This is a genomic window from Massilia sp. CCM 8734, from assembly GCF_011682155.1.
GTDB classification, from domain to species: Bacteria; Pseudomonadota; Gammaproteobacteria; order Burkholderiales; family Burkholderiaceae_D; genus Telluria_A; species Telluria_A rubra.
Genome location: NZ_WHJI01000003.1, coordinates 258,118 through 284,580, shown reverse-complemented (window position 1 = coordinate 284,580; position 26,463 = coordinate 258,118). Strand labels below are relative to the sequence as shown.

Annotated in this window: 26 protein-coding genes and 1 tRNA gene; 14 read left to right on the top strand and 13 right to left on the bottom strand. The window is 65.1% G+C overall.

Annotation, left to right across the window (positions count from 1 at the left end):
- Nucleotides 1–29: 29 nt before the first annotated feature.
- A complete protein-coding gene (locus F2P46_RS05020; protein ID WP_166885794.1) occupies nucleotides 30–728 on the bottom strand; it encodes a hypothetical protein in 699 nt (232 codons plus the stop codon).
- A gap of 76 nt (nucleotides 729–804) precedes the next feature.
- On the opposite strand from F2P46_RS05020, the gene F2P46_RS05015 reads away from it, so the two are divergent.
- Nucleotides 805–881: transfer RNA gene (locus F2P46_RS05015), tRNA-Pro, on the top strand.
- Nucleotides 882–957: 76 nt separating this feature from the next.
- On the opposite strand, the gene F2P46_RS05010 is transcribed toward F2P46_RS05015, so the two are convergent.
- Nucleotides 958–1,473 carry a cupin domain-containing protein gene (locus F2P46_RS05010; RefSeq protein ID WP_166885791.1) on the bottom strand — a complete coding sequence of 172 codons (516 nt, stop codon included), beginning with the start codon at nucleotides 1,471–1,473 and terminating at the stop codon, nucleotides 958–960.
- Between the two features lie 111 nt (nucleotides 1,474–1,584).
- On the opposite strand from F2P46_RS05010, the gene F2P46_RS05005 reads away from it, so the two are divergent.
- On the top strand, nucleotides 1,585–2,481 hold the full coding sequence (locus F2P46_RS05005; protein ID WP_166885790.1) for a LysR family transcriptional regulator: 897 nt from the start codon (nucleotides 1,585–1,587) through the stop codon (nucleotides 2,479–2,481).
- 150 nt (nucleotides 2,482–2,631) lie between these two features.
- Here F2P46_RS05005 and F2P46_RS05000 read toward each other — a convergent pair whose 3' ends face one another.
- The 10 genes from F2P46_RS05000 to F2P46_RS04955 are packed head-to-tail and all read right to left on the bottom strand — an operon-like array spanning nucleotide 2,632 to nucleotide 13,990.
- The gene (locus F2P46_RS05000; protein ID WP_166885788.1) at nucleotides 2,632–3,543 is read right to left on the bottom strand and encodes a hydroxymethylglutaryl-CoA lyase; all 912 of its coding nucleotides are present in this window, start codon (nucleotides 3,541–3,543) and stop codon (nucleotides 2,632–2,634) included.
- 35 nt (nucleotides 3,544–3,578) lie between these two features.
- Nucleotides 3,579–4,508 carry a glyoxylate/hydroxypyruvate reductase A gene (locus tag F2P46_RS04995; RefSeq protein WP_166885786.1) on the bottom strand — a complete coding sequence of 310 codons (930 nt, stop codon included), beginning with the start codon at nucleotides 4,506–4,508 and terminating at the stop codon, nucleotides 3,579–3,581.
- A gap of 32 nt (nucleotides 4,509–4,540) precedes the next feature.
- On the bottom strand, nucleotides 4,541–6,583 hold the full coding sequence (locus tag F2P46_RS04990; protein WP_166885785.1) for an acetyl/propionyl/methylcrotonyl-CoA carboxylase subunit alpha: 2,043 nt from the start codon (nucleotides 6,581–6,583) through the stop codon (nucleotides 4,541–4,543).
- A 39-nt stretch (nucleotides 6,584–6,622) separates the two neighbouring features.
- Entirely contained in the window at nucleotides 6,623–7,657 is a 1,035-nt protein-coding gene (gene bioB, locus F2P46_RS04985; protein ID WP_166885783.1) for a biotin synthase BioB, read from the bottom strand.
- 16 nt (nucleotides 7,658–7,673) lie between these two features.
- Complete coding sequence (gene bioD, locus F2P46_RS04980) at nucleotides 7,674–8,480, bottom strand: dethiobiotin synthase (RefSeq protein WP_166885781.1); 807 nt, start codon at nucleotides 8,478–8,480, stop codon at nucleotides 7,674–7,676.
- A 1-nt stretch (nucleotide 8,481) separates the two neighbouring features.
- Entirely contained in the window at nucleotides 8,482–9,663 is a 1,182-nt protein-coding gene (bioF, locus tag F2P46_RS04975) for an 8-amino-7-oxononanoate synthase (RefSeq protein WP_166885779.1), read from the bottom strand.
- Between the two features lie 3 nt (nucleotides 9,664–9,666).
- Nucleotides 9,667–10,995 carry an adenosylmethionine--8-amino-7-oxononanoate transaminase gene (bioA, locus tag F2P46_RS04970; RefSeq protein ID WP_229509064.1) on the bottom strand — a complete coding sequence of 443 codons (1,329 nt, stop codon included), beginning with the start codon at nucleotides 10,993–10,995 and terminating at the stop codon, nucleotides 9,667–9,669.
- A gap of 13 nt (nucleotides 10,996–11,008) precedes the next feature.
- A complete protein-coding gene (locus F2P46_RS04965; protein ID WP_166885776.1) occupies nucleotides 11,009–11,794 on the bottom strand; it encodes an enoyl-CoA hydratase/isomerase family protein in 786 nt (261 codons plus the stop codon).
- Nucleotides 11,795–11,803: 9 nt separating this feature from the next.
- Complete coding sequence (locus F2P46_RS04960; protein ID WP_166885774.1) at nucleotides 11,804–13,411, bottom strand: carboxyl transferase domain-containing protein; 1,608 nt, start codon at nucleotides 13,409–13,411, stop codon at nucleotides 11,804–11,806.
- 12 nt (nucleotides 13,412–13,423) lie between these two features.
- Nucleotides 13,424–13,990, bottom strand: a complete 567-nt coding sequence (locus F2P46_RS04955; RefSeq protein WP_306667669.1) for a YchJ family protein — start codon at nucleotides 13,988–13,990, stop codon at nucleotides 13,424–13,426.
- Nucleotides 13,991–14,067: 77 nt separating this feature from the next.
- Between F2P46_RS04955 and F2P46_RS04950 the strand changes: the two genes are divergently transcribed.
- From F2P46_RS04950 to F2P46_RS04940, 3 genes are all read left to right on the top strand, one after another.
- A complete protein-coding gene (locus F2P46_RS04950) occupies nucleotides 14,068–14,301 on the top strand; it encodes a hypothetical protein (protein ID WP_166885773.1) in 234 nt (77 codons plus the stop codon).
- A gap of 95 nt (nucleotides 14,302–14,396) precedes the next feature.
- Nucleotides 14,397–15,350, top strand: a complete 954-nt coding sequence (locus F2P46_RS04945) for a zeta toxin family protein (protein WP_166885771.1) — start codon at nucleotides 14,397–14,399, stop codon at nucleotides 15,348–15,350.
- Nucleotides 15,347–15,670: a hypothetical protein gene (locus F2P46_RS04940; protein ID WP_166885770.1), complete on the top strand. Its 324-nt coding sequence runs from the start codon at nucleotides 15,347–15,349 to the stop codon at nucleotides 15,668–15,670. The genes F2P46_RS04945 and F2P46_RS04940 overlap by 4 nt, the downstream gene beginning before the upstream one ends.
- On the opposite strand, the gene F2P46_RS04935 is transcribed toward F2P46_RS04940, so the two are convergent.
- The gene (locus F2P46_RS04935; protein WP_166885768.1) at nucleotides 15,667–16,902 is read right to left on the bottom strand and encodes a D-amino acid dehydrogenase; all 1,236 of its coding nucleotides are present in this window, start codon (nucleotides 16,900–16,902) and stop codon (nucleotides 15,667–15,669) included. The genes F2P46_RS04940 and F2P46_RS04935 overlap by 4 nt on opposite strands.
- A 359-nt stretch (nucleotides 16,903–17,261) precedes the next feature.
- On the opposite strand from F2P46_RS04935, the gene F2P46_RS04930 reads away from it, so the two are divergent.
- From F2P46_RS04930 to F2P46_RS04890, 9 genes are all read left to right on the top strand, one after another.
- A complete protein-coding gene (locus F2P46_RS04930) occupies nucleotides 17,262–18,002 on the top strand; it encodes a GntR family transcriptional regulator (RefSeq protein ID WP_166885767.1) in 741 nt (246 codons plus the stop codon).
- A gap of 102 nt (nucleotides 18,003–18,104) precedes the next feature.
- On the top strand, nucleotides 18,105–18,986 hold the full coding sequence (locus F2P46_RS04925; RefSeq protein WP_166885765.1) for an N-acetylmuramic acid 6-phosphate etherase: 882 nt from the start codon (nucleotides 18,105–18,107) through the stop codon (nucleotides 18,984–18,986).
- A gap of 90 nt (nucleotides 18,987–19,076) precedes the next feature.
- Nucleotides 19,077–20,351, top strand: coding sequence for an MFS transporter (locus tag F2P46_RS04920; RefSeq protein ID WP_166885763.1), 1,275 nt, complete (start codon nucleotides 19,077–19,079; stop codon nucleotides 20,349–20,351).
- Nucleotides 20,348–21,472 (top strand): hypothetical protein, encoded by a 1,125-nt coding sequence (locus F2P46_RS04915; RefSeq protein ID WP_166885761.1) that lies wholly within the window; start codon nucleotides 20,348–20,350, stop codon nucleotides 21,470–21,472. The genes F2P46_RS04920 and F2P46_RS04915 overlap by 4 nt, the downstream gene beginning before the upstream one ends.
- Nucleotides 21,473–21,557: 85 nt before the next feature.
- On the top strand, nucleotides 21,558–23,117 hold the full coding sequence (locus F2P46_RS04910; RefSeq protein WP_166885760.1) for a family 10 glycosylhydrolase: 1,560 nt from the start codon (nucleotides 21,558–21,560) through the stop codon (nucleotides 23,115–23,117).
- Nucleotides 23,114–24,004, top strand: a complete 891-nt coding sequence (locus F2P46_RS04905; RefSeq protein ID WP_166885758.1) for a BadF/BadG/BcrA/BcrD ATPase family protein — start codon at nucleotides 23,114–23,116, stop codon at nucleotides 24,002–24,004. The genes F2P46_RS04910 and F2P46_RS04905 overlap by 4 nt, the downstream gene beginning before the upstream one ends.
- A gap of 79 nt (nucleotides 24,005–24,083) precedes the next feature.
- On the top strand, nucleotides 24,084–24,878 hold the full coding sequence (locus F2P46_RS04900; protein WP_166885755.1) for an N-acetylmuramoyl-L-alanine amidase: 795 nt from the start codon (nucleotides 24,084–24,086) through the stop codon (nucleotides 24,876–24,878).
- 11 nt (nucleotides 24,879–24,889) lie between these two features.
- Complete coding sequence (locus F2P46_RS04895) at nucleotides 24,890–25,798, top strand: LysR substrate-binding domain-containing protein (protein WP_166885753.1); 909 nt, start codon at nucleotides 24,890–24,892, stop codon at nucleotides 25,796–25,798.
- Nucleotides 25,795–26,406, top strand: a complete 612-nt coding sequence (locus F2P46_RS04890) for a M15 family metallopeptidase (protein ID WP_166885751.1) — start codon at nucleotides 25,795–25,797, stop codon at nucleotides 26,404–26,406. The genes F2P46_RS04895 and F2P46_RS04890 overlap by 4 nt, the downstream gene beginning before the upstream one ends.
- Nucleotides 26,407–26,463 lie beyond the last annotated feature (57 nt).

Below are 26,463 nucleotides of genomic sequence, written 5' to 3'. Positions count from 1 at the left end.
GACCTGTACAACGCAGGCCCGGTCTTTTTCTACCACTTGCACCCGCTATCCTTCTTGTCGAGCAGGAGGATGAGCGGAGCGAGCAATCCGCCCGGAATCCCATCTTTGCAGTGAGACCGCTTGGCCTGGGCGATCACGCGGGCCGCCTTGGTTTCGGTGGCATACGGCTTGGGCGGAATCTGCGCCACCGCCATGCCGGCGCGGGCCGGGTCCGGCTTGGTGGCGATCTCGCGCGCAAACTTGCGCGCCGCATCCGGATCGAACTGCGGCGTGCCCGACGGCGCCGCCGCCGTGAACGCTTCCGGCGCATGCGCTTGCGTCTCCGGCAAGGCAATCACATCGGGCGCCGCGATACTCTCCGCTGGCGCTGGCGCTGGCCGGGCACTTGCCGTTGGCAACGCTGTTGCCGGTTCCGCTTTCGCGGTTTTCTTCCTTTCCGTGTTTACTGCCTGCTTCGGTTTTAATGCTGGCTTCGGTTTGGCCTCAGGCTGAGCCTTCGGCGCCGGCTCAGGTAGAACCTCGGGCGCCGGTGCGGGCCGCGCGCGCAAGGTCACCATCAACGCCTCGCGGGGCTGGCCGGCATCTTCCCGCCACGGCGGCGTCAGCCCTTGCCGGTACGCGAACAGCAGCAGCCCATGCAAGGCGACCGACACCGCGATGCCGGCGCCAATCCGCAGCAAAACGCGGTCATTGATGGTTGGACTGGGGGCGGATGCGTAAAAATTCATCTATTTCGAAGAAAAATGCGAAAAAATCATACCGACCCTTGACCAAGTGTATTCCCTCCGCTATGATTCTTGTCCTCGGAGTGTGGCGCAGCCCGGTAGCGCACCTGGTTTGGGACCAGGGGGTCCAAGGTTCGAATCCTTGTACTCCGACCATGAATTGATATGCAGGCTGATGAAGAACACCTCATCAGCCTGTCATACTCCCCCGGCAGCATCTCTTCCAGCAACATCATTCTCCTTCCCAGTAGTCGACCGATTGGCCAATGTGGCCTACTGTCCGTTGTGGCAAGGTGTTTGCACCGCCGCCCGCACCCTGCAGCAGTGTCGCATACTTCCCGGAATCGGGAAATTCCACCACTTCCGGCGACTGGTTCGTGCTCAGCGCGAGATAGCGCAACTCCCCCTCCCCTGTATTGATAATCTGATGTGCCGTTTCCTGCCCGCCGGCCGGACAGGCAACAATATCGCCCTGCCGCAGCGGATAGCTGGCGGCGCCGATCCTGATCGTTCCACACCCTTGGACAACGATGAACACCTCTTCGTTCACCCGGTGGTTATGAAAAGGGAAAGCGCGCTTGCCGGGCGAGAGCACCGTCAGGTTGCAGCCCAGTGCGCGCATGCCGATCAGTTCGCCAATCATCGCGATACGCGGCGCGAACCGTTCTGCGGCTGCGCCAGTGGGCGCGTACTGCGGCGGCATGTCTTGCGGCGTCAACTGGTCGAGATTGATGACGGGATGGGGCATGGCGGTCTCCTTTGCATGATTGATAAGTCATTATAGGAGTGCTGCCTGCGAAGAAAAACAGCGGCAACCGTAATACACTGTCAAATTGCATTGACAATCGATCCCCCGTTTATGCTGAACCTGAACCGTCTGCAAATGTTTGTCGCCATCGTCGAGACCGGCTCGTTCACCAAGGCCGCAGCCAGGCTGGACGTCACCAAGGCCATGCTGAGCTTCAACCTGAAGCAGCTTGAAGGCGAGCTTGGCGTGTCGCTGCTGACGCGCACCACGCGCCGCACCGCGCTCACCGATGCGGGCCAGCGCTTCTTCGACAGCTGCGTGCAGGTGCTCTCGCAAGCCGAAGCGGCCATCGACGCGGCGCGCAGCAGCCACGCGGCGCTGACGGGGACTTTGCGCGTGACCTCGACCGCCGAATACGGCGCGCACATGGTGGTGCCGGCGCTGGCCGCGTTCGCGCGCGAGCACGCGGGTTTGAAGGTGGATTTTTCGGCGTCGCCGGGATTGGCCGATCTGGTGTCGGACCGGTTCGACCTGGCGCTGCGTTTGGGCAGCCTGCGCGACTCGACCTATCGCGCGGCGCTGATGGAGCGCTTTGCCACCCTGCCGGTCGCCAGTGTCGCGTATGTGGCGCGCCACGGGGCGCCCGAGACGCCGCAGCAGCTGCAAGCGTTTGAGGGCATCTTCCACGCGCGTTTTGAAGGGCCGTTAAGCTGGACGCACACGGCCAGCGGCGAGATCGTCGCCACCACGCATTCACGGCAGCGCATCGTCACCGATAACGCGGCCGGCATGCGCAGCTTTGCGCTGGCCGGTGCGGGCGTGGCGATTTTGCCGGAGTGGCTGGTGAGGGAGGACGTTGCCGCGGGTCGTTTGCTGCGGCTACTGCCCGCGTATGCGTTGCCGGAACAGGGCGTGTACGCGGTCTACCCGAACACGCGCCATCTGCCGGCCAGGGTGGGGATGTTCATCGCCTTCCTGCGCGAGTTCATTGGCCACCAGAGACCGTAACGCTGTTGTCTCAAGCTGTTTGCCTGCACCCTCAAAACCGTCATTCCCGCGCAGGCGGGAATCCAAGGCATCTTTGCTAAGCGGCGGTGCCTTGGATTCCCGCCTGCGCGGGAATGACGGCTAGAACGTTACGGGCTCCAAATATGCGAATCAGCCCGCGCGCTTCGCCGCAATCGCATTGCCCGCACGACTCGACCCCTTGCGTCCCAGGTGCTGCGCAATGAACTGCCCCGCATCGACCACCATATCGAGATCGATCCCGGTTTCAATCCCCAACCCCTGCATCAGATACAGCACATCCTCGGTCGCCACATTCCCGGTCGCGCCCTTGGCATACGGGCAGCCGCCCAGCCCCGACACCGACGAATGAAAGATCGACACGCCCACTTCCAGACTGGCGTAGATATTGGCCAGCGCCTGCCCGTACGTATCATGGAAGTGCCCGGAAATCCGGTCCAGGTGAAACTCCTGGGCGGCGCGCAGCATCACCGCCTGCGTCTTGCGCGCGGTCGAGACCCCAATCGTGTCGGCGATGTCGATCTCGTCGCATCCCAGCTCGCGCATGCGGCCCACCACGTCGGCCACGGCGTCGAGCGACACCTCGCCCTGGTACGGACAGCCGAACGCGCAGCTGATGCTGCCACGCAGGCGCAGGCCGTGTTCCTTGGCCGCCCTGGCCACGCTCTCGAAGCGCGCAATCGACTCGGCGATCGAGCAGTTGATGTTCTTTTGCGAGAACGCCTCCGACGCCGATCCGAAAATCACCACTTCGTCAGCCCTGGACGCCAGCGCCGCGTCAAAACCCTGCATGTTGGGCGTGAGGGCCGAATAAACGGCGCCCGCGCGGCGCGTGATCCCGGCCATCACCTCGGTGCTGGTCGCCATCTGCGGTACCCACTTGGGCGACACGAACGACGCCGCTTCGATATTCGCAAAGCCGGCGCGCGAGAGGCGGTCGACCAGCTCGATCTTGACGGCGGCGGGCACCGACTCTTTTTCGTTTTGCAGGCCGTCGCGCGGCCCCACTTCGACGATCTTGACTTGTTGTGGCAGGGTGTTCATGACGATTCCTTGTTCGAATATTGGTACATGCGCGGTTAATACCCGCGTGCGCGGTCGACCACGTCGGCCACGGCTTCGCCGCGTTCGAGCGCGCCGATCTTGCCGGCGATCTGCGCCACGCTTTCGCTGCGCAAGGTCAGGGCCGAGATATGCGGCGTGATCGTAATGCGCGGCTCATCCCAGAACGGATGCGGCCCCGGCAGCGGCTCGTTGCGGAACACATCGAGCGTGGCGCCGGCGATATGGCCCGACTTGATCAAGGTCAGCAAATCCGGCTCGGCCAGATGCGCGCCGCGCGCCACATTGACCACAAACGCCCCTTCGGGCAGCTTGGACAGGTTGGCGCGCGCCAGCAGGTTGGTGGTGTCGGGCGTGAGCGGCAGCATGCACACCAGCACCCGCGTGCCGCGCAAGAATTCATCAAGGCCGTCTTCGCCGGCAAAGCAGGTGACGCCATCGATCTCCTTGTGGCCGCGGCTCCATCCGCGCAGCGGAAAACCGAACTGCGCCAGCGAGTCGAGCACGCGCCGCCCCAGCATCCCCATGCCCATCACGCCAATCGTGAACTGCGCCTTGTCGAACTGCGGCAGCGGCGCCCACAAGCCACGTCGCGCCTGGCGTTCGTATTCGTCGAAACGGCGGTAGTAGCGCAGCACCGCGTGCGCCACGTATTCGGCCATCTGGAGCGCCATGCCGGCGTCGCCCAGGCGGATGATCGGCACCGGCGGCAGCGCGTCGCCGAACTTGAGAATGGCGTCCACGCCGGCACCGGTCAGGAAAATCGCCTTGACCTTCGCCAACTGGTCGAGCAGCGCCGGCGGCGGCGACCACAGAACCGCGTAATCGCAAGGCGCGCACGGCACGCCTTCCTGCCAGACCACCACCTCGGCTTGCGGCAGCACGCTGGCGAAATCGCGAACCCACGGCTCGGTAACGCCGTCGGCCCGATGTAGAAGAATGCGCATGCTTGTCTCCACTATGCTTTTCTGTTTTGTTTTTATGCAGCCTTGAATGCCAACAGCGGGGCGCCGTCGGCGACCTGGTCTCCTACCTGATACAGGATTTCTTCAACCAGCCCGTCGCTTGGTGCGCCGATGGTATGTTCCATCTTCATCGCTTCCATGATGACGAGCGGATCGCCCTTCTTGACTTGCTGTCCTTTGGTGGCCAGTACCGCCACCACTTTGCCCGGCATTGGCGCGGTCAGGCGCCCGCCTGCGGCTTCGGCCTCGCCGGCGTGCGCCATCGGGTCGTTATAGGCCAGCACAAAGTGCCGTCCGCCGGTGAACACGTGAAAGGTGTCGCCATCACGCCGCACGGCGCCGTGGATCGACGTCGCCCCGAGCTTGATCGACAGTTCCGCGCCAGTTTGCGCGGTGACGGCCAGCCCGGCGTCGATGCCGCCCACTGACAGGTCCCACCCGTGCTGGCGGTAGGTCAGGCCGACCTGGTAGGCCTTGCTCTCTTTCGCCGCCGAATACTCGTCGGTGAACGAGAGCTGGCGCTGGCAGGCGCTGTTCAGGCGCCAGCCGAGCGCATTGCCCCACGGGTCGGACGGATTGTCCGACTGGCCGATCGAGGCCTGCTTCTCGGCCCCGATCAAGGCCACCGCGGCCAACGCCAGCGCGCCGACGGGCGCCGCTTTTGGTGCCGGGAACAGGGTATCGGCATTGCGTTCGATCAGGCCGGTGTCCAGGTCGGCCGTCGCAAACGCGGTGCCTTCGACCAGGCGCTTGAGGAAGGCGATATTCGTGGCCAGGCCGACGATCCGGAACTCGGCCAGCGCCTGCGACATGCGCGCCAGCGCCTGCGTGCGGTCCGCACCCCAGACAATCAGCTTGGCGATCATCGGATCGTAATACGGCGAGATGGCGTCGCCCTCGCGCACGCCCGAATCGATGCGCACCGCCGCCGGCGAGCCGCCAGGCGTGCCACCCAATTCGAAACTGACCGCGCTTGGGGTATCCATATGGCGCAAGGTGCCGATCGACGGCAGGAAGCCTTTTTCAGGATTCTCGGCGTAGATGCGCGCTTCGATTGCATGGCCGTGGATGCCCAGCTCCATCTGCGTTTTCGGCAGCCGCTGGCCATTGGCCACGCGCAGCTGCCACTCCACCAGGTCGGTCCCGGTGATCATTTCGGTCACAGGGTGTTCGACCTGCAGGCGCGTGTTCATTTCCATGAAGTAGAACGAACCATCCTGGTTGGCGATGAATTCGACCGTGCCCGCACCCACATAGCCGACCGCGCGCGCGGCAGCGACCGCAGCCTCGCCCATGGCGGCGCGGCGTTCCGCCGACATGCCCGGCGCCGGCGCTTCTTCCAGCACCTTCTGGTGGCGCCGCTGCACCGAGCAATCGCGCTCGTGCAGGTAGACGCAATTGCCGTGGGTGTCGGCGAACACCTGGATTTCGATGTGGCGTGGGCGCAGCAGGTATTTTTCGGCGAGTACCTTGTCGTCCCCAAAAGAGCTGATCGCCTCGCGCTTGCACGAAGCCAGCGCCGCCTTGAAGTCTTCCGATTTTTCGATCACGCGCATGCCCTTGCCGCCACCGCCGGCACTGGCTTTCAACAGGACCGGGTAGCCGATGCGGTCGCCCTGCTTCTGCAAGAAGTCCGGGTCCTGCTCGTCGCCGTGATAACCGGGCACCAGCGGCACGTTGGCCTTTTCCATCAGCGACTTGGCGGCCGACTTGGAACCCATCGCACGCATGGCCGAACCCGGCGGGCCAATGAACACCAGGCCGACTTCGGCGCAGGCGTCGGCAAACTCCGCGTTCTCCGACAAAAAACCGTAGCCGGGGTGGATCGCTTCGGCGCCGGTGGCCAGCGCCACGGCGATGATCGTGTCGCCGCAAAGATAGCTCTCTTTGGCGGCGGCGGGGCCGATCAGCACAGCTTCATCGCATACCGCGACATGCTTGGCGTTCGCGTCGGCCTCGGAGTACACGGCGACAGTCCTGATGCCCATGCGGCGCGCGGTAGCGGCTACACGGCAAGCGATTTCGCCACGGTTGGCGATGAGGATTTTTGTGAACATGCGTGGGTCTCGATCGATTGTTATTCTAGGTTGTTGGGATCAGCCGCCGCAGCTGGCCTTGGGCGCCGATTCCAGCGTCGATGCGCGCGTCACCAGGCCCAGTTTGGCCAGCAGCACGCGGTCGTCTTCGGCTTCCGGGTTGTCGGTGGTGAGCAGCTTGTCGCCGTAGAAAATCGAATTCGCGCCGGCCAGGAAGCACATCGCCTGCACCGCTTCGCCCATCTGGCGACGGCCGGCCGACAAGCGCACGCGCGCTTCCGGCATGGTGATGCGGGCCACCGCGATGGTGCGCACGAATTCGAACGGGTCGAGCGGGTCCATGCCGTGCAGCGGCGTGCCTTCGACCTGCACCAGGTGATTGACCGGCACCGATTCCGGATACGGGTTCAGGTTCGCCAGTTGCGCAATCAGGCCGGCGCGCTGCAGGCGCGATTCGCCCATGCCGACGATACCGCCGCAGCAGACCTTCAGGCCGGCGCTGCGCACGCGGCCCAAGGTATCCAGGCGGTCCTGGTATTCGCGGGTCGAGATCACGTTGCTGTAGAACTCGGGCGCCGTATCCAGATTGTGGTTGTAGTAGTCCAGGCCCGCTTGTTTCAGGCGGTCGGCCTGGCCTTCTTCGAGCATGCCGAGGGTGGCGCAGGTTTCCAGGCCCAGTGCCTTGACTTCGCGCACCATCTCTTCGACCTTTTCCATGTCGCGCTCTTTCGGGCTGCGCCAGGCGGCGCCCATGCAAAAGCGCGTGGCGCCGTTGGCCTTGGCCTGGCGCGCCGCATCGAGCACCGTCTCGATGCCGAGGATCTTCTTCGCCTCAACGCCGGTATCGTAACGCGCCGCCTGCGGGCAGTAGCTGCAGTCTTCCTCGCAGCCGCCGGTCTTGATGGACAACAGCGTGGCCAGTTCAACGTCGCCCGCCGGGAACTGCTTGCGATGCACCGTCTGGGCCTGGAACATCAGGTCATTGAACGGCAGCTCGAACAGCGCCAGCACGTCCGCCAGCGGCCAGGTGGCCGTGTCAAGCAGGGTGATCGCGGCCGCGGGCGGGTGGAAAGAGACAGCTTGGGTTTGGGACATCATGATTCCTTCAGGTTCAGTCGCGCGCGGACGGCCAGCCAGGCAGCCCCGCGAGATCAATAAATTTGGCCGCTCTAGCAGCCGTCGGCTGCTCGAGGTACGGGATACGCCCCAGGAGGCGCGCCGGGATGCGTTCGGCCAGCGCTTCGACATTCTCGTCGGCGAACTGCATGTCCGGGTCGATCTCGTTGACCACCCAGCCGGCCAGCACCAGGCCGCGCGCGATAATCGCTTCGACCGTCAGCAGCGCGTGGCTGATGCAGCCAAGGCGCAGACCCACCACCAGGATCACCGGCAGGTTGAGTTGTTCGGCCAGTTGGGCGCTGTCGAAAAGGTCCGAGAACGGCACCCGGAAGCCGCCCACGCCCTCGACCACCACGGCATCCGAGGCGGCCGCGATTTCGGCATAGGCGGCGATGATCGGCACCGGTTCGATGGTCACGCCATCGAGTTTGGCGGCGATGTGCGGTGCGCAGGCTGCGCGCAGCATGTAGGGGGTGGTGATGTTGACCGGCAGGTGCACGCTGCTTTCGGCGACCAGCATGTCGGCGTCGTCGTTATGCAGTTCGCCGTGGCGCTCGGTGGCGCCGGCGGCCACCGGCTTCATGCCGCAGGCGCGCACGCCGCCGGCCACCAGCATGTGCAGGATCGCGGCCGAGACCAGGGTCTTGCCGATCTCGGTGTCGGTGCCGGTGACAAAACAGCAAAAGCGGAACGGCAGGCCTTCGGCCGCCAGCGACGGCTGCGGCTCTGCCACCAGCACAGCTTCGGCGCCTGGCACCTGTTCGGTCACCACGGGTACGATGGGATCATTGAGGCTCATCTCACGTCCTTTCCAGGTCGTTGAGCACAGCGGCGAGCTGCGCGACTTCTTCATGCGTGTGCGCGGCCGACAGGGTCACGCGCAGGCGCGCAGTTCCTTCGGGCACGGTCGGAGGTCGGATCGCCGGCACCCACAGGCCGTGGCCATGCAGGCCGGCGCCGATGCGCAGGACTTCTTCGTTGGTGCCGATCACAATCGCCTGGATCGCGGTGTGGGACGGCACGCGCTGCCAGCGTTTCAGGTCGATCTGTTCGTCGAAAGCGGCAATCAGGGACGCCAGGTGCGCGCGGCGCGAGGCGCCTTCGTCGCCGCCGATGATGTCGATGCTGGTCAAGAGCGCGTGCGCCAGCGCCGGCGGCGCGGCGGTGGTGTAGATGTAGGGCCGACCGCGCTGGATCATCAGTTCGATCACGCTGGCATGCGCCGCCACGAAGGCGCCGCCGACGCCGGCCGCCTTGCCCAAGGTGCCCATGTAGACGATGTTTGGGGAGCGCAGCTTGAAGTGTTCGAGCGCGCCGCGCCCGTGCGCGCCCAGCACGCCGAAGCCGTGGGCGTCGTCGATCACCAGCCAGGCGTCGTGCTGCTCGCACAGCGCCAGCAGTTCGGGCAAGGGTGCGATGTCGCCATCCATGCTGAAGACGCTGTCGGTCACCACCAGCTTGGCGGTGGCGTTGCTGGCGGCGAGCATGGCGCCCAGGGCCGCCAGGTCCGCGTGCGGATACACCTTGACCGAAGCGCGCGCAAGACGGGCGCCGTCGATCAGCGAGGCGTGGTTCAGCGACTCCGAAAAAATCTGGGCGTCGCCATCGGCGCCGAGCGCGGTCAGGATCGCCAGGTTGGCCATGTAGCCGGTGCAAAAGCTCAGCGTGCGCGCCGATTCCAGGTGCGGGCCGACGAAGTCGGCCAGCCGCTCTTCCAGCCGCTGGTGCGCCACGCTGTGGCCCGATATCAGATGCGAAGCGCCGCTGCCGGCGCCATACAGGTCCGCGCCTTCGCGCAGGGCGTCGACCACGCGCGGGTGCGCCGCCAGGCCCAGGTAGTCGTTGCTGGCAAAGGCCAGCAACGCGCGCCCGCCGACCATCAGGCGCGGCTTGCAGGGCGTTTCCACCACGCGCCGTTCGCGCGTCAGGCTTTGCTCGTCCAGCTGGCGCAGCTGGTTCTCGATGGCGTCGATCAGTTTCATCAATCAGCTCGCGATCACGGTGTCGAACACGGCGCGGGTGCGCTCGGCCAGGCCGTCGCTTTCCTCGTCGCTGAGGATATACGGCGGCATCAGGTACACGGTGCGGCCGATGGGGCGCAGCAACAGTTCGTTTTCCAGCGCGCTGGCAAAGAAGCGGCGCGAGAAGGTGGCGGCGCGCGCGGCGTCGGGTTCGACCGCGTCGAAGGCCCAGATCATGCCGCGCTGGCGGAAATTGCGCACGCGGTCATGTTCTGCCAGAGGGGCGAGCGCCATCGTCAGGCGCGTGGCGCGAGCGCGGTTGCGGTTCAACACATCGTCATCCTGGAAGATCTGCAGGGTCGCCAGCGCCGCGCGGCAGGCCAGCGGATTGCCGGTGTACGAGTGCGAATGCAAAAAGCCGCGCGTGACATCTTCGCTGTAGAAAGCCTGGTACACCTCGTCGCGCGTGAGCACCAGGGATAGCGGCAGGTAGCCGCCGCTGATGCCTTTAGAGAGGCACAGGAAATCGGGCCAGATGGCGGCCTGCTCGCAGGCGAAAAAGGTGCCGGTGCGTCCGCAGCCGACCGCGATTTCATCGAGGATCATGTGCACCTGGAAGCGGTCGCACAGTTCGCGCACCAGCGTCAGATAAAGCGGGTCGTGCATCGCCATGCCGGTTGCGCACTGCACCAGCGGTTCGATGATGATGGCGGCGATGTGGCCGGCGCGTTCTTCGAACAGCTTTTCCACATCGGCGGCTGCGCGGCGCGCCACGTCCTGCGCGCTTTCGCCTTCCTGGGCGTTGCGTGCGTCCGGCGACGTGACCACGCGCGCGGCGCGCAGCAGCGGGCCGTAGGCATCCTTGAACAGGGCCACGTCCGTCACGGCCAACGCGCCGATGGTCTCGCCATGGTAGCTGCCCTGCAGGCAGACGAATTCCTGCTTGTCGCACAGGCCCGCGTTGCGCCACGCATGAAAACTCATTTTCAGCGCGATTTCGACCGCCGATGCGCCGTCCGACGCGTAGAAGGCGTGGCCGAGCACCTTGCCGGTCATCGTGGACAACTGCTCCGACAGGCGCACCACCGGTTCGTGCGTGAAGCCGGCCAGCATGGCGTGCTCGAGCCGGTCCAGCTGGTCCTTCAGGGCCGCGTTGATGACCGGGTTGGCGTGGCCGAACAGGTTGACCCACCACGAACTGATGGCATCCATGTAGCGCTTGCCCTCATGGTCGTACAGCCAGGCGCCGCGCCCGTGGCTGACCGGGATCAAAGGCACGGTTTCATGATGCTGCATCTGCGTGCACGGGTGCCATACGCTGCGCAGGCTGCGCGCTACCCAATCCTGGGACATGTCCGCCATCGCCTTACACCAGCCACGAAGGCTTGCGTTTTTCGAGGAAGGAGGCCACGCCTTCGCGGCCTTCGTCCGACGCGCGCACCTTGGCGATGCGTTCGGCGGTGTCGACCACCATGGCCGCGTCGACCGCCTTGCCGGTAATCTCGCGCACCAGCACCTTGGCTTCGCGCACGGCGTTCGGGCTGCTGGTGACGATCGCGTTGACAATCGCCGCCACATGCGCGTCGAGCGCGTCGGCGGGCACGATATCGTGCACGAAGCCGATGCGGTGCGCTTCCTGGGCGCTGAATTTTTCGGCCGTGAGGAAGTAGCGGCGAGCCGCGTTCTCGCCCATGGCGCGGATCACGTACGGTGAAATGGTCGCCGGGATCAGGCCCAGTTTGACTTCGGACAGGCAGAAGCTGGCGCTGCCCACCGATACCGCGATGTCGCACGCGGCCACCAGGCCCATGCCGCCGGCGTAGCAATCGCCCTGGATCTTGGCGACCACCGGTTTCGGGCACAGGTAGATCGCGCGCAGCATCTCGGCCAGCTTGGACGCGTCCTCGCTGTTTTCGGCGTGCGAGTAACCGGCCATTTTCTTCATCCAGTTCAGGTCCGCGCCGGCGCAAAAGGCCGGGCCGTTCGCATCGAGCACGATGGCGCGGATGTCGTCGCTGCGTCCCAGTTCATCGAAAGCCAGCGACAGTTCGGCGATGGTGATTTCGTTGAAGGCGTTGCGCACGTCCGGGCGGTTCAGGGTGACGGTGGCGACCTTGGCGGCGATTGAAACGGCGAGTGTTTGATATTGCACACTGTTCCTTTACATGCGGAAGAGGCCGAACTTCGTGTCCGGGATCTCCGCGTTGAGGGCGGCCGACAGGCCCAGGCCGAGCACCATGCGGGTGTCGGCCGGATCGATCACGCCATCGTCCCACAGGCGCGCGGTGGCGTAGTAAGGGTGGCCTTGGTGTTCGTACTGGTCCTTGATCGGCTGCTTGAAGGCGGCTTCTTCTTCAGGCGACCACTGGCCGCCCTTGTTCTCGATGCCGTCGCGCTTGACCGTGGCCAGCACCGACGCGGCCTGGTCGCCGCCCATCACCGAGATGCGCGCGTTTGGCCACATCCACAAGAAGCGCGGCGAGAAAGCGCGGCCGCACATGCCGTAATTGCCGGCGCCGAAGCTGCCGCCGATGATGACCGTGAACTTCGGCACCGCCGCCGTGGCGACCGCCGTGACCATCTTGGCGCCGTTGCGGGCGATGCCCTCGTTTTCGTATTTGCGACCGACCATGAAGCCGGTGATATTTTGCAGGAACACCAGCGGGATCTTGCGCTGGCAGCACAGTTCGATGAAGTGTGTGCCTTTCAACGCCGACTCGGAGAACAAAATTCCGTTGTTGGCGATGATGCCGACCTTGACGCCGTAGATATGGGCGAAGCCGCAAATGAGGGTGGTGCCGTAGCGCGCCTTGAATTCGTCGAAGTCGCTGCCGTCGACGATGCGGGCGATGACTTCGCGCACGTCGAACGGTTTGCGGGTATCGACCGGGATCACGCCGTACAGTTCTTCGGGCGCGTATTTCGGCTCGCTTGAAGCGCGCAGCGCCATCCGGGCCGGCTTGGTGCGGTTCAGGTTCGAGACGATGGTGCGCGCCAGCGACAGCGCGTGCAGGTCGTTCTGCGCCAGGTGGTCGACCACGCCCGACAGGCGCGTGTGCACGTCGCCGCCGCCCAGGTCTTCGGCCGTGACCACTTCGCCGGTGGCCGCTTTCACCAGCGGCGGGCCGCCCAGGAAAATGGTGCCCTGTTCCTTGACGATGATCGACTCGTCGCTCATGGCCGGTACGTAGGCGCCGCCGGCGGTGCACGAACCCATGACGACGGCGATCTGCGGGATGCCCTTGGCCGACAAATTGGCCTGGTTGAAGAAGATGCGGCCGAAATGGTCGCGGTCGGGGAAGACGTCGTCCTGGTTCGGCAGGTTGGCGCCGCCCGAGTCGACCAGGTAGATGCAGGGCAGGTTGTTCTGGTCGGCGATTTCTTGTGCGCGCAGGTGCTTCTTGACTGTCATCGGGTAGTAGGTGCCGCCCTTGACGGTGGCATCGTTACAGACGATCACGCACTCCTGGCCCGACACGCGGCCGATGCCGGTGATGATGCCGGCGGCGGGCGCGGCGCCGTCGTACATCTGGTACGCGGCCAGTTGCGACAATTCGAGGAAGGGCGTGCCGGGATCGAGCAGCATCTGCACGCGGTCGCGCGGCAGCAGCTTGCCGCGCGCGACGTGTTTGGCGCTGGCGGCCTCGCCACCGCCGGCGGCTGCCGCGGTGACCTTGGCGCGCAGGTCGTCGACGATGCGTTGCATGGCTGCGGCGTTGGCCTTGAAGTCGTCGCTGCGCGGATTGAGTTTGCTGTCGATGTGGGGCATTGCGATCCTTTTTTAGTCCGGGAAACTGCCGTCCAGGTAGTACCAGCGCGCCACGCCATCGTGGGTCTCGCGAACGAAACGGCTCACTTCGTGCAGGCGGTGCGCGCGCCCGCCAATCTTGTAGCGGGCGACGAATTCTACGGTATCGGCGTCCGGCGATTCTAGCAGGTTTGCTTGACGTTTACGTAAACGTAAAGCAGATTTAATCTCCAGTCCAAGCCAGCGGGTTTGCTCGTTTTCGCCGACGATACGATCGGCCGGGACGGTGCTTGGGTGCCAGGTGGCGCGCAGGTAGGCTTCATTGCCCAGGGTGTAGGCGCTGTAGCGCGAGCGCATCAGGGTTTCGGCCGTCTGGGGCACGGCCTCACCGCTCAGGAAAGGAGAGCAGCAAGTGGCGAAGGTGGCGCCGCCGCAAGGGCAGGTGGAGGGAGAAGGCATGATTGTTTGCAGAAACAGAATCTTGCAATTATCCGCCATATTGCCGGCGGCGATGGGATGACGTGCGTCTTTGCGTGCGCACACGCGCATCGCCCTGGTACGGAAAAAGCGTTCGCGGGTGACGAACCCGGCGTGCTTCAAAGGATATTGTATGCTGGCACTCAGTCGGCCCGCATCGGACGCGCTTGGCGCCCCTTCTTTGTGCCTGAAAGATTGTTATGCCAAATGGAAAATTCGAGCTGACGGTGTGCGATCCCGATCCTGCAGAGGATCCGGATAACGATCCTGAAGTCGACCGCCCGCCCGCCTACCTGAGGCTTCCCGATCACCCTGGGAAAGGCACACCTGTCACAACAACGGTGCGCCTGTCCGACCTCATCGCGTATGAAGGCGCGGATGTGTTCATGGACTTCCTTGACGGACGCCTTATCGGCATCGAAGTCTTGCCATAGCCGCCGCGTGGACATTTGCGTGCGCGCAGATCCTGGTCACGCGGCGCTGTTAAGTTTGATGTCTTCGATGGACATCTTGCGTTGACAGGCGATCCATGACCAATAACTATGCCAGGCCCCTGCTGGACCATGAGAGCATCGAACTGTTTTTAGAACGTTGCCTTGGGATGAGGCATGAACTCCTGCTCGGCAATGGCGGCACGATGTCATTGCCGGAACTCTGTAAACGCGTCCGCGATGCGCAAAGTGCCGTGGAATCGGCGCAGGCTGACTCCACAATGGCGAGCAAGCGCAATCGTGTGCCGCCATATCGCAGCGATGTCGCGCGCGATCTCCTGCACCAGCAAATTATCGATGAACTCATCACCTACGAGACGCTTGAATCTGACGAGCAAATCCGGTTGGGTTATGGCGGTGCTAAACCGTGTGGACGACAGGCTGAGCCCGGTGCATGTGCTTATCTTGTGACCGGCTTGCCGGCATCTGGCAAGTCGGCTCTGGTGAGTGTCATCTCGAATCGCCTGGGGGCCATGGTGCTCGATTCGGATTTTGCCAAGCGCAAACTACCCGAATTCGCGCATGCGCTGGCTGGCCCCATGCTGGTTCATGAGGAATCACGCATGCTTATTTTCGCGACATCGAACTCTGACACGCCGTCCTTGTCTGAGTACTGTACCTCGAACAAACTAAACGTTGTCGTTCCGCTCATTGGCAATAATGAAGGTCGTCTAAAAGCTGTACGCCAATCATTTCTTGTACACGGCTATCAGGTTCACTTGACAACCATGCTACTGGACCGCGCTCAAGCAACCAGGCAGGCGCTTTTACGCTTCCTGGACACCGGGAGATATATTCCACCCAGCATGATCTTCGACGGATATGCCAACGATCCTGTTTTAAATTACTATAAAGCGTGGATGGACGCGGGGACCGGGAACGATGTGCAATGGGCTTCGCTGGGGGCACTGGCAATGGGAAGCCGACCGGCCAGCGTTCACAGCTATAGTTCGGACGCCAACCCGGCTGCACTCTGGGAGCAGAGACCATGAAAAAGACATCGCTGCGCAAGAATCGCCTTTCCGATCAATCAACGCGATTGCCCGGTAGTTCTTTCAAGCGAGAGCGCAACGCAAAGCGCCGGCGTTCCGGCCCTGATGTTAGCGGCGACGGCGTCAGCTTGCACGACATGTTGATGGAGCAATGGGCCTTCAACGACGACGATATTGCCGAACGTTTGGCTGCGAGCGTCGGCAAGCGCATCTCGCCCGAGGTGCAGGCATACTATGACCGCATGTTCGCGCTGACGCACGCAAGCGCAAGCGCATGCGAGGACGGCGAGACACCCGCCGCGCTCAGCGACGCAGCTTAAAGCTGCAACCCCAGCCCCTCCAGGCTGATCGGCGGCGCCTCGCCCCGCATCACAGCGGCCAAGATGCTGGCCGACCCGCACGCAAACGTGAACCCCAGCGGCCCGTGCCCCACGTTCAGCCACAGCTTGCTCAAAGGCGTGGCCCCGATGATGGGCGCACTGCTGGGCGTTGCCGGACGCAGCCCCGCCCACGCGCTCACCTGCCCGTAATCGGCCGCCTGCGGCATCACCGCGCGCGCCTGGCGCAGCAGGCCCGCGATCCGGCCCGCGTCGAGCGAGGCATCCTCGCCCACCATGTCGACCATGGCCGCCACCCGCAACTGCTCGCCGATGCGCGCATACAGCACCTTGCGCTCGAAGTCGGTCACGCTGATGTCCGGCGCCACGTCCCCGGGCCGGACCGGCGCGGAGAGGCTGTAGCCCTTGAGCGGATACAGCGGCAGGTAAATGCCCGCCGTGGCCGCCAGGGTGCGGCTGCGGATGCCCGCCGCCAGCACAAAGTCATCGGCCGCCAGCATGCCGGCGCTGGTGTCGAGCCAGCGCAGCTTGCCGCTCTCGAGCACGAACCTGCGTGCGTCACCACGCACCACCCCGCGAAAACGCGGATGCGCGCGCAGGCGCTGCCCCAGCCCGACGCAAAACGCATGACAGTCCGCCACCGCTTCGCCCTGGTTGAACACGCCGCCGGCCAGCACCGGCCGGGCCGCCGCCAGCGCCGGTTCGCGCGCCACGCACTCGGCCGCCGACAGCACCTCGCCGCCCGCCGCCGCCCGCGCCGCTGCGGCGAAGGCCGTCGGCGAGCGGTACACCACCAGCTTGCCCGCCTCGCGCCAGGCAAACTCGTCTTTAGGGAGGATGCCGTCCAGCCGCCCCATCGCTGCGCGGCTCAGCTCGCCTAGCTGGAGCAGGCGCGCCGTGGTCCGGCGGTGCGTGCCGGCATTGCAATGCGCCAGGAACTGCGCCAGCCAGCGCCACTGGCGGCGGTCGGCTTCAAGCCGGAAGCGCAGCGGGCCATCTTTTTGCAACAGCCAGCGCAGCGCCTTGAGCGGCACCCCGGCGTCGGCAAACGGCGCCACGTAGCGATAGCTGAGCTGGCCGCCATTGCGGAAACTCGCCCCCGCGCCGAGCGTGGCCCCGGCTTCGAGCAGGGTCACGCCGAACCCGGCCTCGAGCAGCCACCAGGCCGACGCCAGTCCCACCACCCCGCCGCCGATCACGATCACCTCCCGCATGCCGTTTCACCTCTCCTGACGCCGATAGCGCCAGCTTACGGACAGAGCGCCGGGTGCGCCAATGAATCTTGCGGCCGCGCCCATAACCGCCGCTCATGAGTCTTGTCGATGAAATAATAAATCTGGCGCCTGTGGCGGCACGGCATAAAATTTCCGGCGCGGCGCGGGAGCCGGCCACCCAATCAGGCTAGAATGGTCGACCAGCGCCACACTATGTTCCCCGCTATAACGTGCTGATATGCGCGCGGTGAATAATTTCATACTGGCGCATACTGACTGGCAGCGGCACTACAACTACACTGTTGCGCGCGCCGGCATGACGGCAGCAGCACAGGACCATGACCATGAGCGGAACCGTAATGAGCACTACCCACACCGATTTCAAGGTCGATTCGAACGACAACTCTCCGCTGTACATGCAAGTGGCGCGCAAGCTGATCCAGGATGTGCGCGACGGGCGCTACCAGGTCGACCAGGCGCTGCCGTCCGAACGGCTGCTGTCCGAACAGCTCGACGTCTCGCGCGTGACGGCCCGCAAGGCCATCGACCAGTTGGTCGAGCAGGGCCTGGTGGTGCGCCGCCGCGGCTCCGGCAACTACGTGGCGCCGCGCATCGAGCAGCCGCTGTCGAACCTGTCGAGCTTTTCCGAACAGTTGCAGCAGCGCGGCTACCGTCCCGGTTCCCAGTGGCTCAGCCGCTCGGTGGTGGTGGCGTCCGCCGACGAACAATTGAGCCTGGGCCTGTCTCCGAACTCCCGCGTGGCCCGCCTCGAACGCTTGCGCCTGGCCGACGACGTGGTCATGGCGTACGAGGTGAGCGTGATTCCCTCCAGCGTGCTGCCCAAGCCCGAGGCGGTCGGCAATTCCCTGTACGAGCACCTGGCCACCACCGGCCATACCCCGGTGCGCGCGCTGCAGCACATCCGCGCCATGAACGCCGGCGCCGTCCTGGCCGGCCAGCTTGGCGTGCCGGAAGGCCAGGCCGTGCTGTACATCACGCGCGTGGGCTACCTGGAATCGGGCCAGGCGGTCGAGCTGACCCATTCGTATTGCCGCAGCGACCATTACGACTTCGTGGCGGAGATGCGGCGCGTCGCCTGAGGCTGTTTTTTGCTTTTGCCTGTTTTTACTTTTGCCTGATTCATACTGAACCCCATTCGTTTGGCATTACACTAGCCGCATCCCAGCATTTCCGGAGCGGCCATGTTGAATACCGAAACGCCCGATGGCCAGCATGCGGCCCTCGACCAGTATCCGACCGCCGAGCTGGTCAACGCACTGGTCGACGACCAGTTCAATGCCGTGCACGCGGTGCGGGCGGCGTCAGGCCAGATCGCCGCCGCCGTCACGGCCGCCCTGCCGCGCATCGAGGCCGGCGGACGCCTGATGTATGTGGGCGCCGGCACCTCCGGCCGCCTGGGCGTGCTCGACAGCGTCGAACTGTATCCCACCTTTTCCTGGCCGCACGAACGCGCGCTGGCGCTGCTGGCCGGCGGCATCGACGCCATGTTCGTCGCCGTCGAAGGGGCCGAGGACGACAGCGCCCAGGGCGCGGCCGACCTGTGCGCCTTGAATCCCGGACGCGACGACGTGGTGCTGCTGCTGGCCGCCTCCGGCGCCACTCCCTACGTGCTGGGCGCGCTGCAAGCGGCCACCGAAGCCGGCGCGCTCACGGTCGGCTTCGCCAATAATCCGGATGCGCCCGTGGTGCGCGGCGCGCAGATCGGCATCACGCTCGACACCGGCCCCGAAGTCATTTCCGGCAGCACACGCCTGAAGGCCGGCACTTCGCAGAAAATTGCCCTGAACACCTTTTCGAGTGCCTTGATGGTGCGTTTACACAAGGTCTACGGTAACCTGATGGTAGACTTGAAACCAAGCAATGCCAAGCTGGTGCTGCGCGCGGTCCGCCTGACGATGTTTGCCACCGGCGCCGACGAGGCCGCCGCCCGCGCGGTGCTGGAACAATGCGATTTCCATGTCAAGGTCGCCATCGTGGCCCTGACCAAAAAAACCAGTATCGGCCAGGCGAGGGCCTTGCTAGAGCGCGCGCACGGCAGCGTGCGCGACGCACTGGCCGCTTGAGCCATCCCGTGACGTGCGCGGGCCGGCGCCAGCGGCCCGCCCTGCCTGCATGATCACGAAAGAATAATACGAACCGCGATGCAAACTGCGATGCAAACCAAGCAAGATAGAAGCCCCTGGCTGTGGGTGCCTTCCCTGTATTTCGGCCAGGCCATTCCCTACGTGGTGGTGATGACCCTGTCGGTCCTGATGTACAAGGACCGCGGCATCGGCAACGACGATATCGCCTTCTATACGAGCTGGCTGTACCTGCCCTGGGTCGTCAAGCCGCTCTGGTCGCCGCTGGTGGACATGGTGCGCACCAAGCGCTGGTGGATTGTCTCGCTGCAGCTGGCCATCGGCGCCGCGCTGGCCGCGGTCGGCTTCACGATGCACCTGCCGGGCTGGTTCCAGGCCAGCCTGGCCGTACTGTGGGTGATGGCCTTCTTTTCAGCCACCCACGACATCGCCGCCGACGGCTTCTACATGCTGGGCCTGAAGCAATACCAGCAAGCCGCCTTTGTCGGTGTGCGCAGTACCTTTTACCGGCTGGCCACGATTGCCGGCGGCGGCGCCATGGCCATGCTGGCGGGCAAGCTGACCACCAGCACCGGCGATGTCGGCTTTGCCTGGTCGATCGTGTTTTTCGTGCTCGCGGCGCTGTTCAGCGGCCTGTTCGCCTATCACAGCGTGGTGCTGGGGCATCCGGCGCAAGACAAGACCGTGCTTGGGGGCGAGAACAAGCTGGCCGAGTTCTTCGCGACGTTTGCCTCTTTTTTCGGCAAGCGCGACATCTGGTTGATCCTCGGTTTCATCCTCACCTTCCGCTTGGGCGAATCGCAATTGCTGAAACTGGCGATTCCCTTCATGAAGGACCCGCTCATCAAGGGCGGCCTCGGCATGACGACCGCGCAGGTCGGGCTGGCCTACAGCACCATCGGTATCATCGCGCTGACCTTGGGCGGGCTGCTGGGCGGCTTGCTGATCTCGCGCCTGGGCCTGAAGCGCTGTCTGTGGCTGATGGTGTTCGCGGTACACCTGCCCGATGTCGTGTTCGTCTACCTGGCCACCGCGCTGCCGCAGGATTTTGTCTTGATCGCCGCGAGCATCGCACTGGAACAGTTCGGCTACGGCTTCGGTTTCACCGCCATGATGCTGTACATGATCATGGTCTCGGACGGCGAGCACAAGACCGCCCATTACGCCCTCTGCACCGGGCTGATGGCGCTCGGGATGATGGTGCCGGGCATGTTCAGCGGCAAAGTCCAGGAATTCCTGGGTTACCAGAACTTCTTCATCTACGTCTGCCTGATGACGATTCCCGCCTTCATCATGGCGGCGCTGGTGAAGATCGATCCGGAGTTCGGGAAGAAGACTGATCAATGACGGCGCCGGCCCGCCTCGCTTCGCTGGACGCCTTCCGCGGTTTCACCATCGCGGCCATGACCCTGGTGAACAATCCGGGCGACTGGAGCCATCTGTATTCCCAGCTGGCGCATGCGCACTGGCATGGCTGGACCTTCACCGACTGGATTTTTCCATTTTTTCTGTTCATCGGCGGCGTCTCGATGGCGTTCTCGCTGGGCCGCCTCGCCGCCGCCGGCGCCGACAAACCGGCCCTGCTGCGCAAACTGGCGCTACGCGCCGGCATCATTTTCCTGATCGGCCTGGCGCTGAACCTGATACCGGGGTTCGACTTGTCCACCGTGCGCATCTCCGGCGTGCTGCAACGCATCGCCATCTGCACCCTGCTGGCCGCGCCGATCGTGCTGTATTTCAGCTGGCGCCAGCAAGTGCTGTGGATTATCGGCTTGCTGGCGCTCTACAGCGTGCTGATGCTGCTCGTGCCCGTGCCCGGCATCGGCGCCGGCGTGCTCGAACCGGGCCAGGACTTTGGCGCTTACCTCGACCGCCTGCTGCTCGATGGCCACCTGTGGCCGCAATCGAAAACCTGGGACCCCGAAGGCTTGCTCTCGACCATTCCCGCCCTGTGCAGCCAGCTGCTGGGCGTGCTGGCGGGGCGCTGGCTGTTGTCCGGCAACTCGCGCACCGAACAGACCGTCTGGATGCTGCTGGCCGGCCTGGCCCTGCTGTGGATCGGTTCCATGCTCGACGTAATCCTAATGCCGATCAACAAAAGCCTGTGGACCCCTTCGTTCTGCCTGTTCATGACCGGTTGGGCGCTGATCGTGTTTTCCCCTTTTTACTGGTTGCTTGACGCCAGTCCGCATGCGGCAATTCGCGGCGCGGCGGCGCGCTGGAGCACTCCGCTCATCATTTACGGCATGAATGCGCTGTTCATCTTCGCCTTTTCCGGGCTGGTGTCTAAAATGCTGGGTTTTATCGCACCCGGCGGCGTACCCCTGGCGGCGCGCCTGTATGCACAGGTGACGGCGCTTGGCGTGTCGCCTGTCAACAGCTCTTTGCTTTATGCTCTGCTGTTTAATGCGGCAATGTTCTTGATCGCATGGACCATGTGGCGCAAGAAGTGGTTTGTAAAAGTTTAAATTGGGGAATGGTTTGCAGCCGAACAGGACAAGACGCGCATTTGCGCGAGCAGGAGTAGCCGGCGCCATCGCGCTGAGCGGGTTGATGACAGCGTGCACCACGGACAAGCCGGTGGCGCCGGGCGCGGCATATGGCGTGACGCCCAGCCCGGCCACCATCCAGGGTGGCAGCGAGACCGTGCCGCCGGTGGCCCCGCGCGAGTTTCGCGCCGCCTGGGTCTCGACGGTGGCCAATATCGACTGGCCCTCGCGCGCCAACCTGTCGGCCGAGAAACAGCAGGCCGAAGCCATCGCCATCCTCGACCGCGCCAAGGCAATGAACCTGAACGCCATCGTGCTGCAGGTGCGGCCGAGCGCCGACGCCATCTATCCATCCAAGCTGGAACCGTGGACCGAGTACCTGAGCGGCACCCAGGGCCAGGCCCCCCAGCCCTGGTACGACCCGCTCAAGTTCTGGGTGACGCAAGCCCACGCGCGCGGGCTGGAATTGCACGCCTGGTTCAACCCCTACCGCGCGCGCCACGCCACCGCCAAGTCGGCGCCCGCGCACGATCATATTTCGAAGTCCAATCCGGCCGCGGTGAAAACCTACGGGCGCTTTTTGTGGATGGACCCCGGCGAAGAATCGGCGTCGAAACACACGCTCGACGTGATCCTCGACGTGGTGCGCCGCTACGACATCGACGGCGTGCACCTGGACGACTATTTTTATCCGTACCCGATCGAAGCGCCCGGCGCCAGCGGTGCCGAAACAGCCGCGCTCGACGGCGCCTACGTGCCCAAGGCCGAGCTGGAGTTTCCCGACCAGCCGGCCTGGCAGCGCTATTTGCTGTCGGGTGGCAAGCTCGACCGTGCCGACTGGCGGCGCCAGAACGTCAACAAGCTGATCGAAACGATGTACAGCGGCATCCACCGCGAAAAAAGCTGGGTGCGGGTCGGCATCAGCCCGTTCGGTATCGGCCGTCCGGACCGCCGTCCGAAAGGCATCGTCGGCTTCAGCCAGTACGACAAGCTCTACGCCGACGCCGAACTGTGGCTCGCCAACGGCTGGCTCGATTACCTGTCGCCGCAGCTGTACTGGTCGATCGCCCAGCCGCCGCAGGCCTACGACGTGCTGCTCGACTACTGGGTGGCGCAGAACGGCAAGCGGCGCCATATCTGGCCGGGGCTGTTCACCAGCCGCATCGGCGCGGCCACCAAAGGTTTTCCGGCCAGGGAAATCGTGCAGCAGATCGGCGTCACGCGCAGCCGCGCGGGCGCCGGCGGCCACGTGCATTTCAGCATGGTGGCGCTGATGGAAAACCGCCAGGGCCTGAGCGACCAGCTCAAGGCCGGCCACTACATTGCCCCGGCGCTGGTGCCGGCCTCGCCATGGCTGGGAACCGAGACCCCCGGCGTGCCGACGGTGACTGCGCGGCGGGAGGGCAATGGCGTGGCGCTCAAGCTCACGGCCGGCAAGTCGAACGCGCAGTACGCGATCTGGTCGCGCCACGGCGGCGAATGGCGCTTTGCCGTGGTGCCCGCTTCGCGTGCCGACTGGACCGTGCCGGACGACGCCAAAAACGGCCCCGCCAGCGCGGTGTTCGTCAGCGCGGTCGACCGCCTCGGTAACGAAAGCGAACGCGTTCCGGTCCTCAAGCCATGAGTGGACCTGGCCTTGGCATCGACGCCGGCGGCACCAGCACGCGCTGGGCGCTGGCGGCGGCCGACGGGGCGATCCTGGCCGAGGGCGAGCTGGCCGGCTTGTCGGCCTTGCAGATGGGTAGCAGCGACGGCCGCGCCAGAGTGCAAGCCAGTTTTGCCGCGCTGGCGGCCAGTGTGCTGGTGCACGGCCAGCCGCGAGCGGTGCGCGCCGGCTTGACCGGTTTCGGCGGCGATGGCGCGCAGTTGCGGCAGTGGCTGGCCGCGCCGCTCGGCTTGCCGCCCGACGCGGTGGTGCTGAGCAGCGATATCGAAATCGCTTACCTGGCCAGTTTTGCGCCGGGCGAAGGTTACCTGGTGTACGCCGGGACCGGCTCGATCGGCGCCTTTATCGATGCCGATGGCGTGTTTCAGCGTGCCGGCGGACGCGGCGTGATCCTGGACGACGGCGGTGGCGGCTTCTGGATCGCGCGCGAAGCGTTGCGCCACATCTGGCGCAACGAGGATGAAGAACCGGGCCGCTGGCGCGCGTCGCCGATGGCGCAGGCCGTGTTTGCGCAGATTGGCGGCGACGATTGGGCGCTGTCGCGCCAGTTCATGTATGGACAGGAGCGCGGCGCGGTCGGGCGGCTGGCGCTGGCGGTGGCCGCCAGTGCGGATGCCGATCCGGTGGCGGCGGCGATTCTTGCGCAAGCGGGATGCGAACTGGCGCGCCTGGCGCGGGCGCTGACGGCGCGTTTCGGTGCGCGCCCGGTGGTGCTGGCCGGCCGCGCCGCCACGCTGCATGCGCTGATTATGAACACGATGCGCAGCGAGTTGCCGGATGCGCTAAGCTTGACGCAAACGACAGCCCGCGCTCATCATGCAGCGGCGCGTTTAGCCGCTACCTAAGAGCCGTCGCTCCCGCCGAGTGCCGCCTTGGCGCGGGAACGACGGAGGGAACTTGAACTTCTACCTCCTTTATTGACCGATGAAAACCCTGCTCGCCGCCCTCCTGATCGCCCTGCTCACCGGCTGCGCCACCGGCCCCGCCATCGACCACACCTACTCGGCCAAGGGCCAGAGCAGCCGCGTCAAGTTCGTGGTCCTGCACTATACGGCCATCAACCTGCCGCAATCGATCAAGGTATTGACCGAGCAAACGGTGAGCAGCCACTACCTGCTGACCGATGAAGCCGCCCCCATCGTCTACGGCCTGGTCGACGAAACGCGCCAGTCCAACCACGCCGGCGTATCGAACTGGAAAAACTACACCCTGCTCAACGGCAGCTCGATCGGCATCGAAATCGTTAACCCCGGCTTCACCGAATCGCCCACCAGCCGCATCTGGTATCCCTTCCCGCAAGCCCAGGTCGACCGCCTGATCGTGCTGCTGCAAGACATCGTCAAGCGCCACAACATTCCGCCCGAAAACATCCTCGGCCACAGCGACATCGCCCCCCAGCGCAAGCAAGACCCCGGCCCGATGTTCCCATGGGACCAACTGGCCCGGCACGGCCTGGTGGCCTGGCCCGATGCCGCCAAAGTGGCCGCCGCGCGTCCCGTGTACGACCTGATGCTGCCCGACGTCGCCTGGTTCCAGGCACGCCTGGCCACGGTCGGCTACGCGGTGCCGCAGACCGGCCTGCTCGACGAAGCGACCCGCAACGTCATCGCCGCCTTCCAGATGAAATACCGCCCGGTCACCATCGATGGCGCGCCCGACGCCGAAACGGCGGCCCTGCTCGACGCCCTGACGGCGCCCGCCATCAAGCCAGCGGCATAGCGAGGCCCGCCATGCGCCTGCGCCACATCGAAGTCTTCCACGCCATCATGCAGGTGGGCACGATCAGCGGCGCGGCCCAGGTGCTGCACATTTCGCAGCCGGCCGTGACCAAGGTCTTGCAGCATTGCGAGCTGCAACTGGGCATGCCGCTGTTCGAGCGCGTGCGCGGCAAGCTCTATCCCAAGCCCGAGGCGCACCGCCTGTTCGCCGAAACCGAAAAACTGCACCGCGACCTGCAAGGCATCCGCCGCCTCGCCGCCAGCCTCAAGGGTGGCGCGGTCGACACCATCCGCCTGGTCGCCACGCCGACGATCGCCATCAGCGTGCTGCCGCAGGCCATGACGGTGTGGCGCAAGGCGTTCCCGCACACCCGCTGCGAGCTGGGCACGCACCACACCAGCGAGATCGTCCAGACCCTGCGCCTGGGCGAAGCCGACCTGGCCCTGTCGCTGCAAGACCCGCGCCACCCCGGCATCGTGGCCGAAGCGCTGGCCGAGGGCGTGATGACGGTCATTGCCCCGGCTGGCAGCTGGGACGAGGACGCGTGCGGCCAGCCGGTCGGCGCCGGGGGATTGAGTGGCGAACTGATCGGCCATGCCGATAACGACCCGCTCGGCGAACAGCTGGTGGCCGCCTGCGAGGCGCAAGGCGTCCATCCGGTGTTCCACACAGTGGTGCAGACTTACCAGATCGCCCGCTCGCTGGTCGAGGCGGGCGCCGGCATGGCGGTGGTCGATCCGTTCACGGCGGCGTCGGCGCAGGACGCCAGGGTGCAGCGGCGTGCCTGGGCGCCGCCGATTCCCGTGCAGCTGTTTTTGCTCACCGCCAGCAACGCGCCGCTGTCGCACGGCGCCCGTGCCCTGGTCGCTTGCATCGGTGCGGCGGCGCGCGAATGCCTGACGCGTGGAGTGGCGCCATGATCGACGGCTTACCGATCGAACAGGTCGGCCAATGCGCCGACTTCCGCCATTTGTCGAGCATTGGCGGCATCGCGGTCGACTTGCGCTACGCGGGACCGGACAACTTCACCGGGCGCGACTTGTATTCGCCGTTCGACTGCGCCTGGCTGCACGTTGACGCCGCTAGTGCGCTGGAACAGGTGGTGGCCTGGCTGGCGCGCGAGCGGCCCGGCTGCACCGCGCTGATCCTCGACGCGCTGCGCCCGCAGCGGGTGCAGGAAGCGCTGTGGGACGCGCTCGACGGCACCGGCCTGCGCATGTACCTGGCGCCGCCCGAGCGCGGTTCGATCCACTCGTTCGGCATGGCGCTCGACATCACCATTCTCGACGAGACCGGTTGCGAACTCGACATGGGCACGGGGTTTGACGACATGAGCGAACGTTCGCATCCGGCGCGTGAAGACGTGCTGCTGGCGCGCGGCGAACTGACGCCGTTGCAGGTGCAAAACCGGCAACTGCTGCGCGCCGCAATGGCGCAGGCCGGGTTTGTTGGCATCGCCAGTGAATGGTGGCACTTCGATTGTGGCGAGCGCGACTGGGTGCGGCAAACCTTCCAGCGCGTGCTGTAACAGGCAGGCTTCAGCGTCCCCATCAGCGTTCATGGATCTGCGGCGGCAGGCTAAACT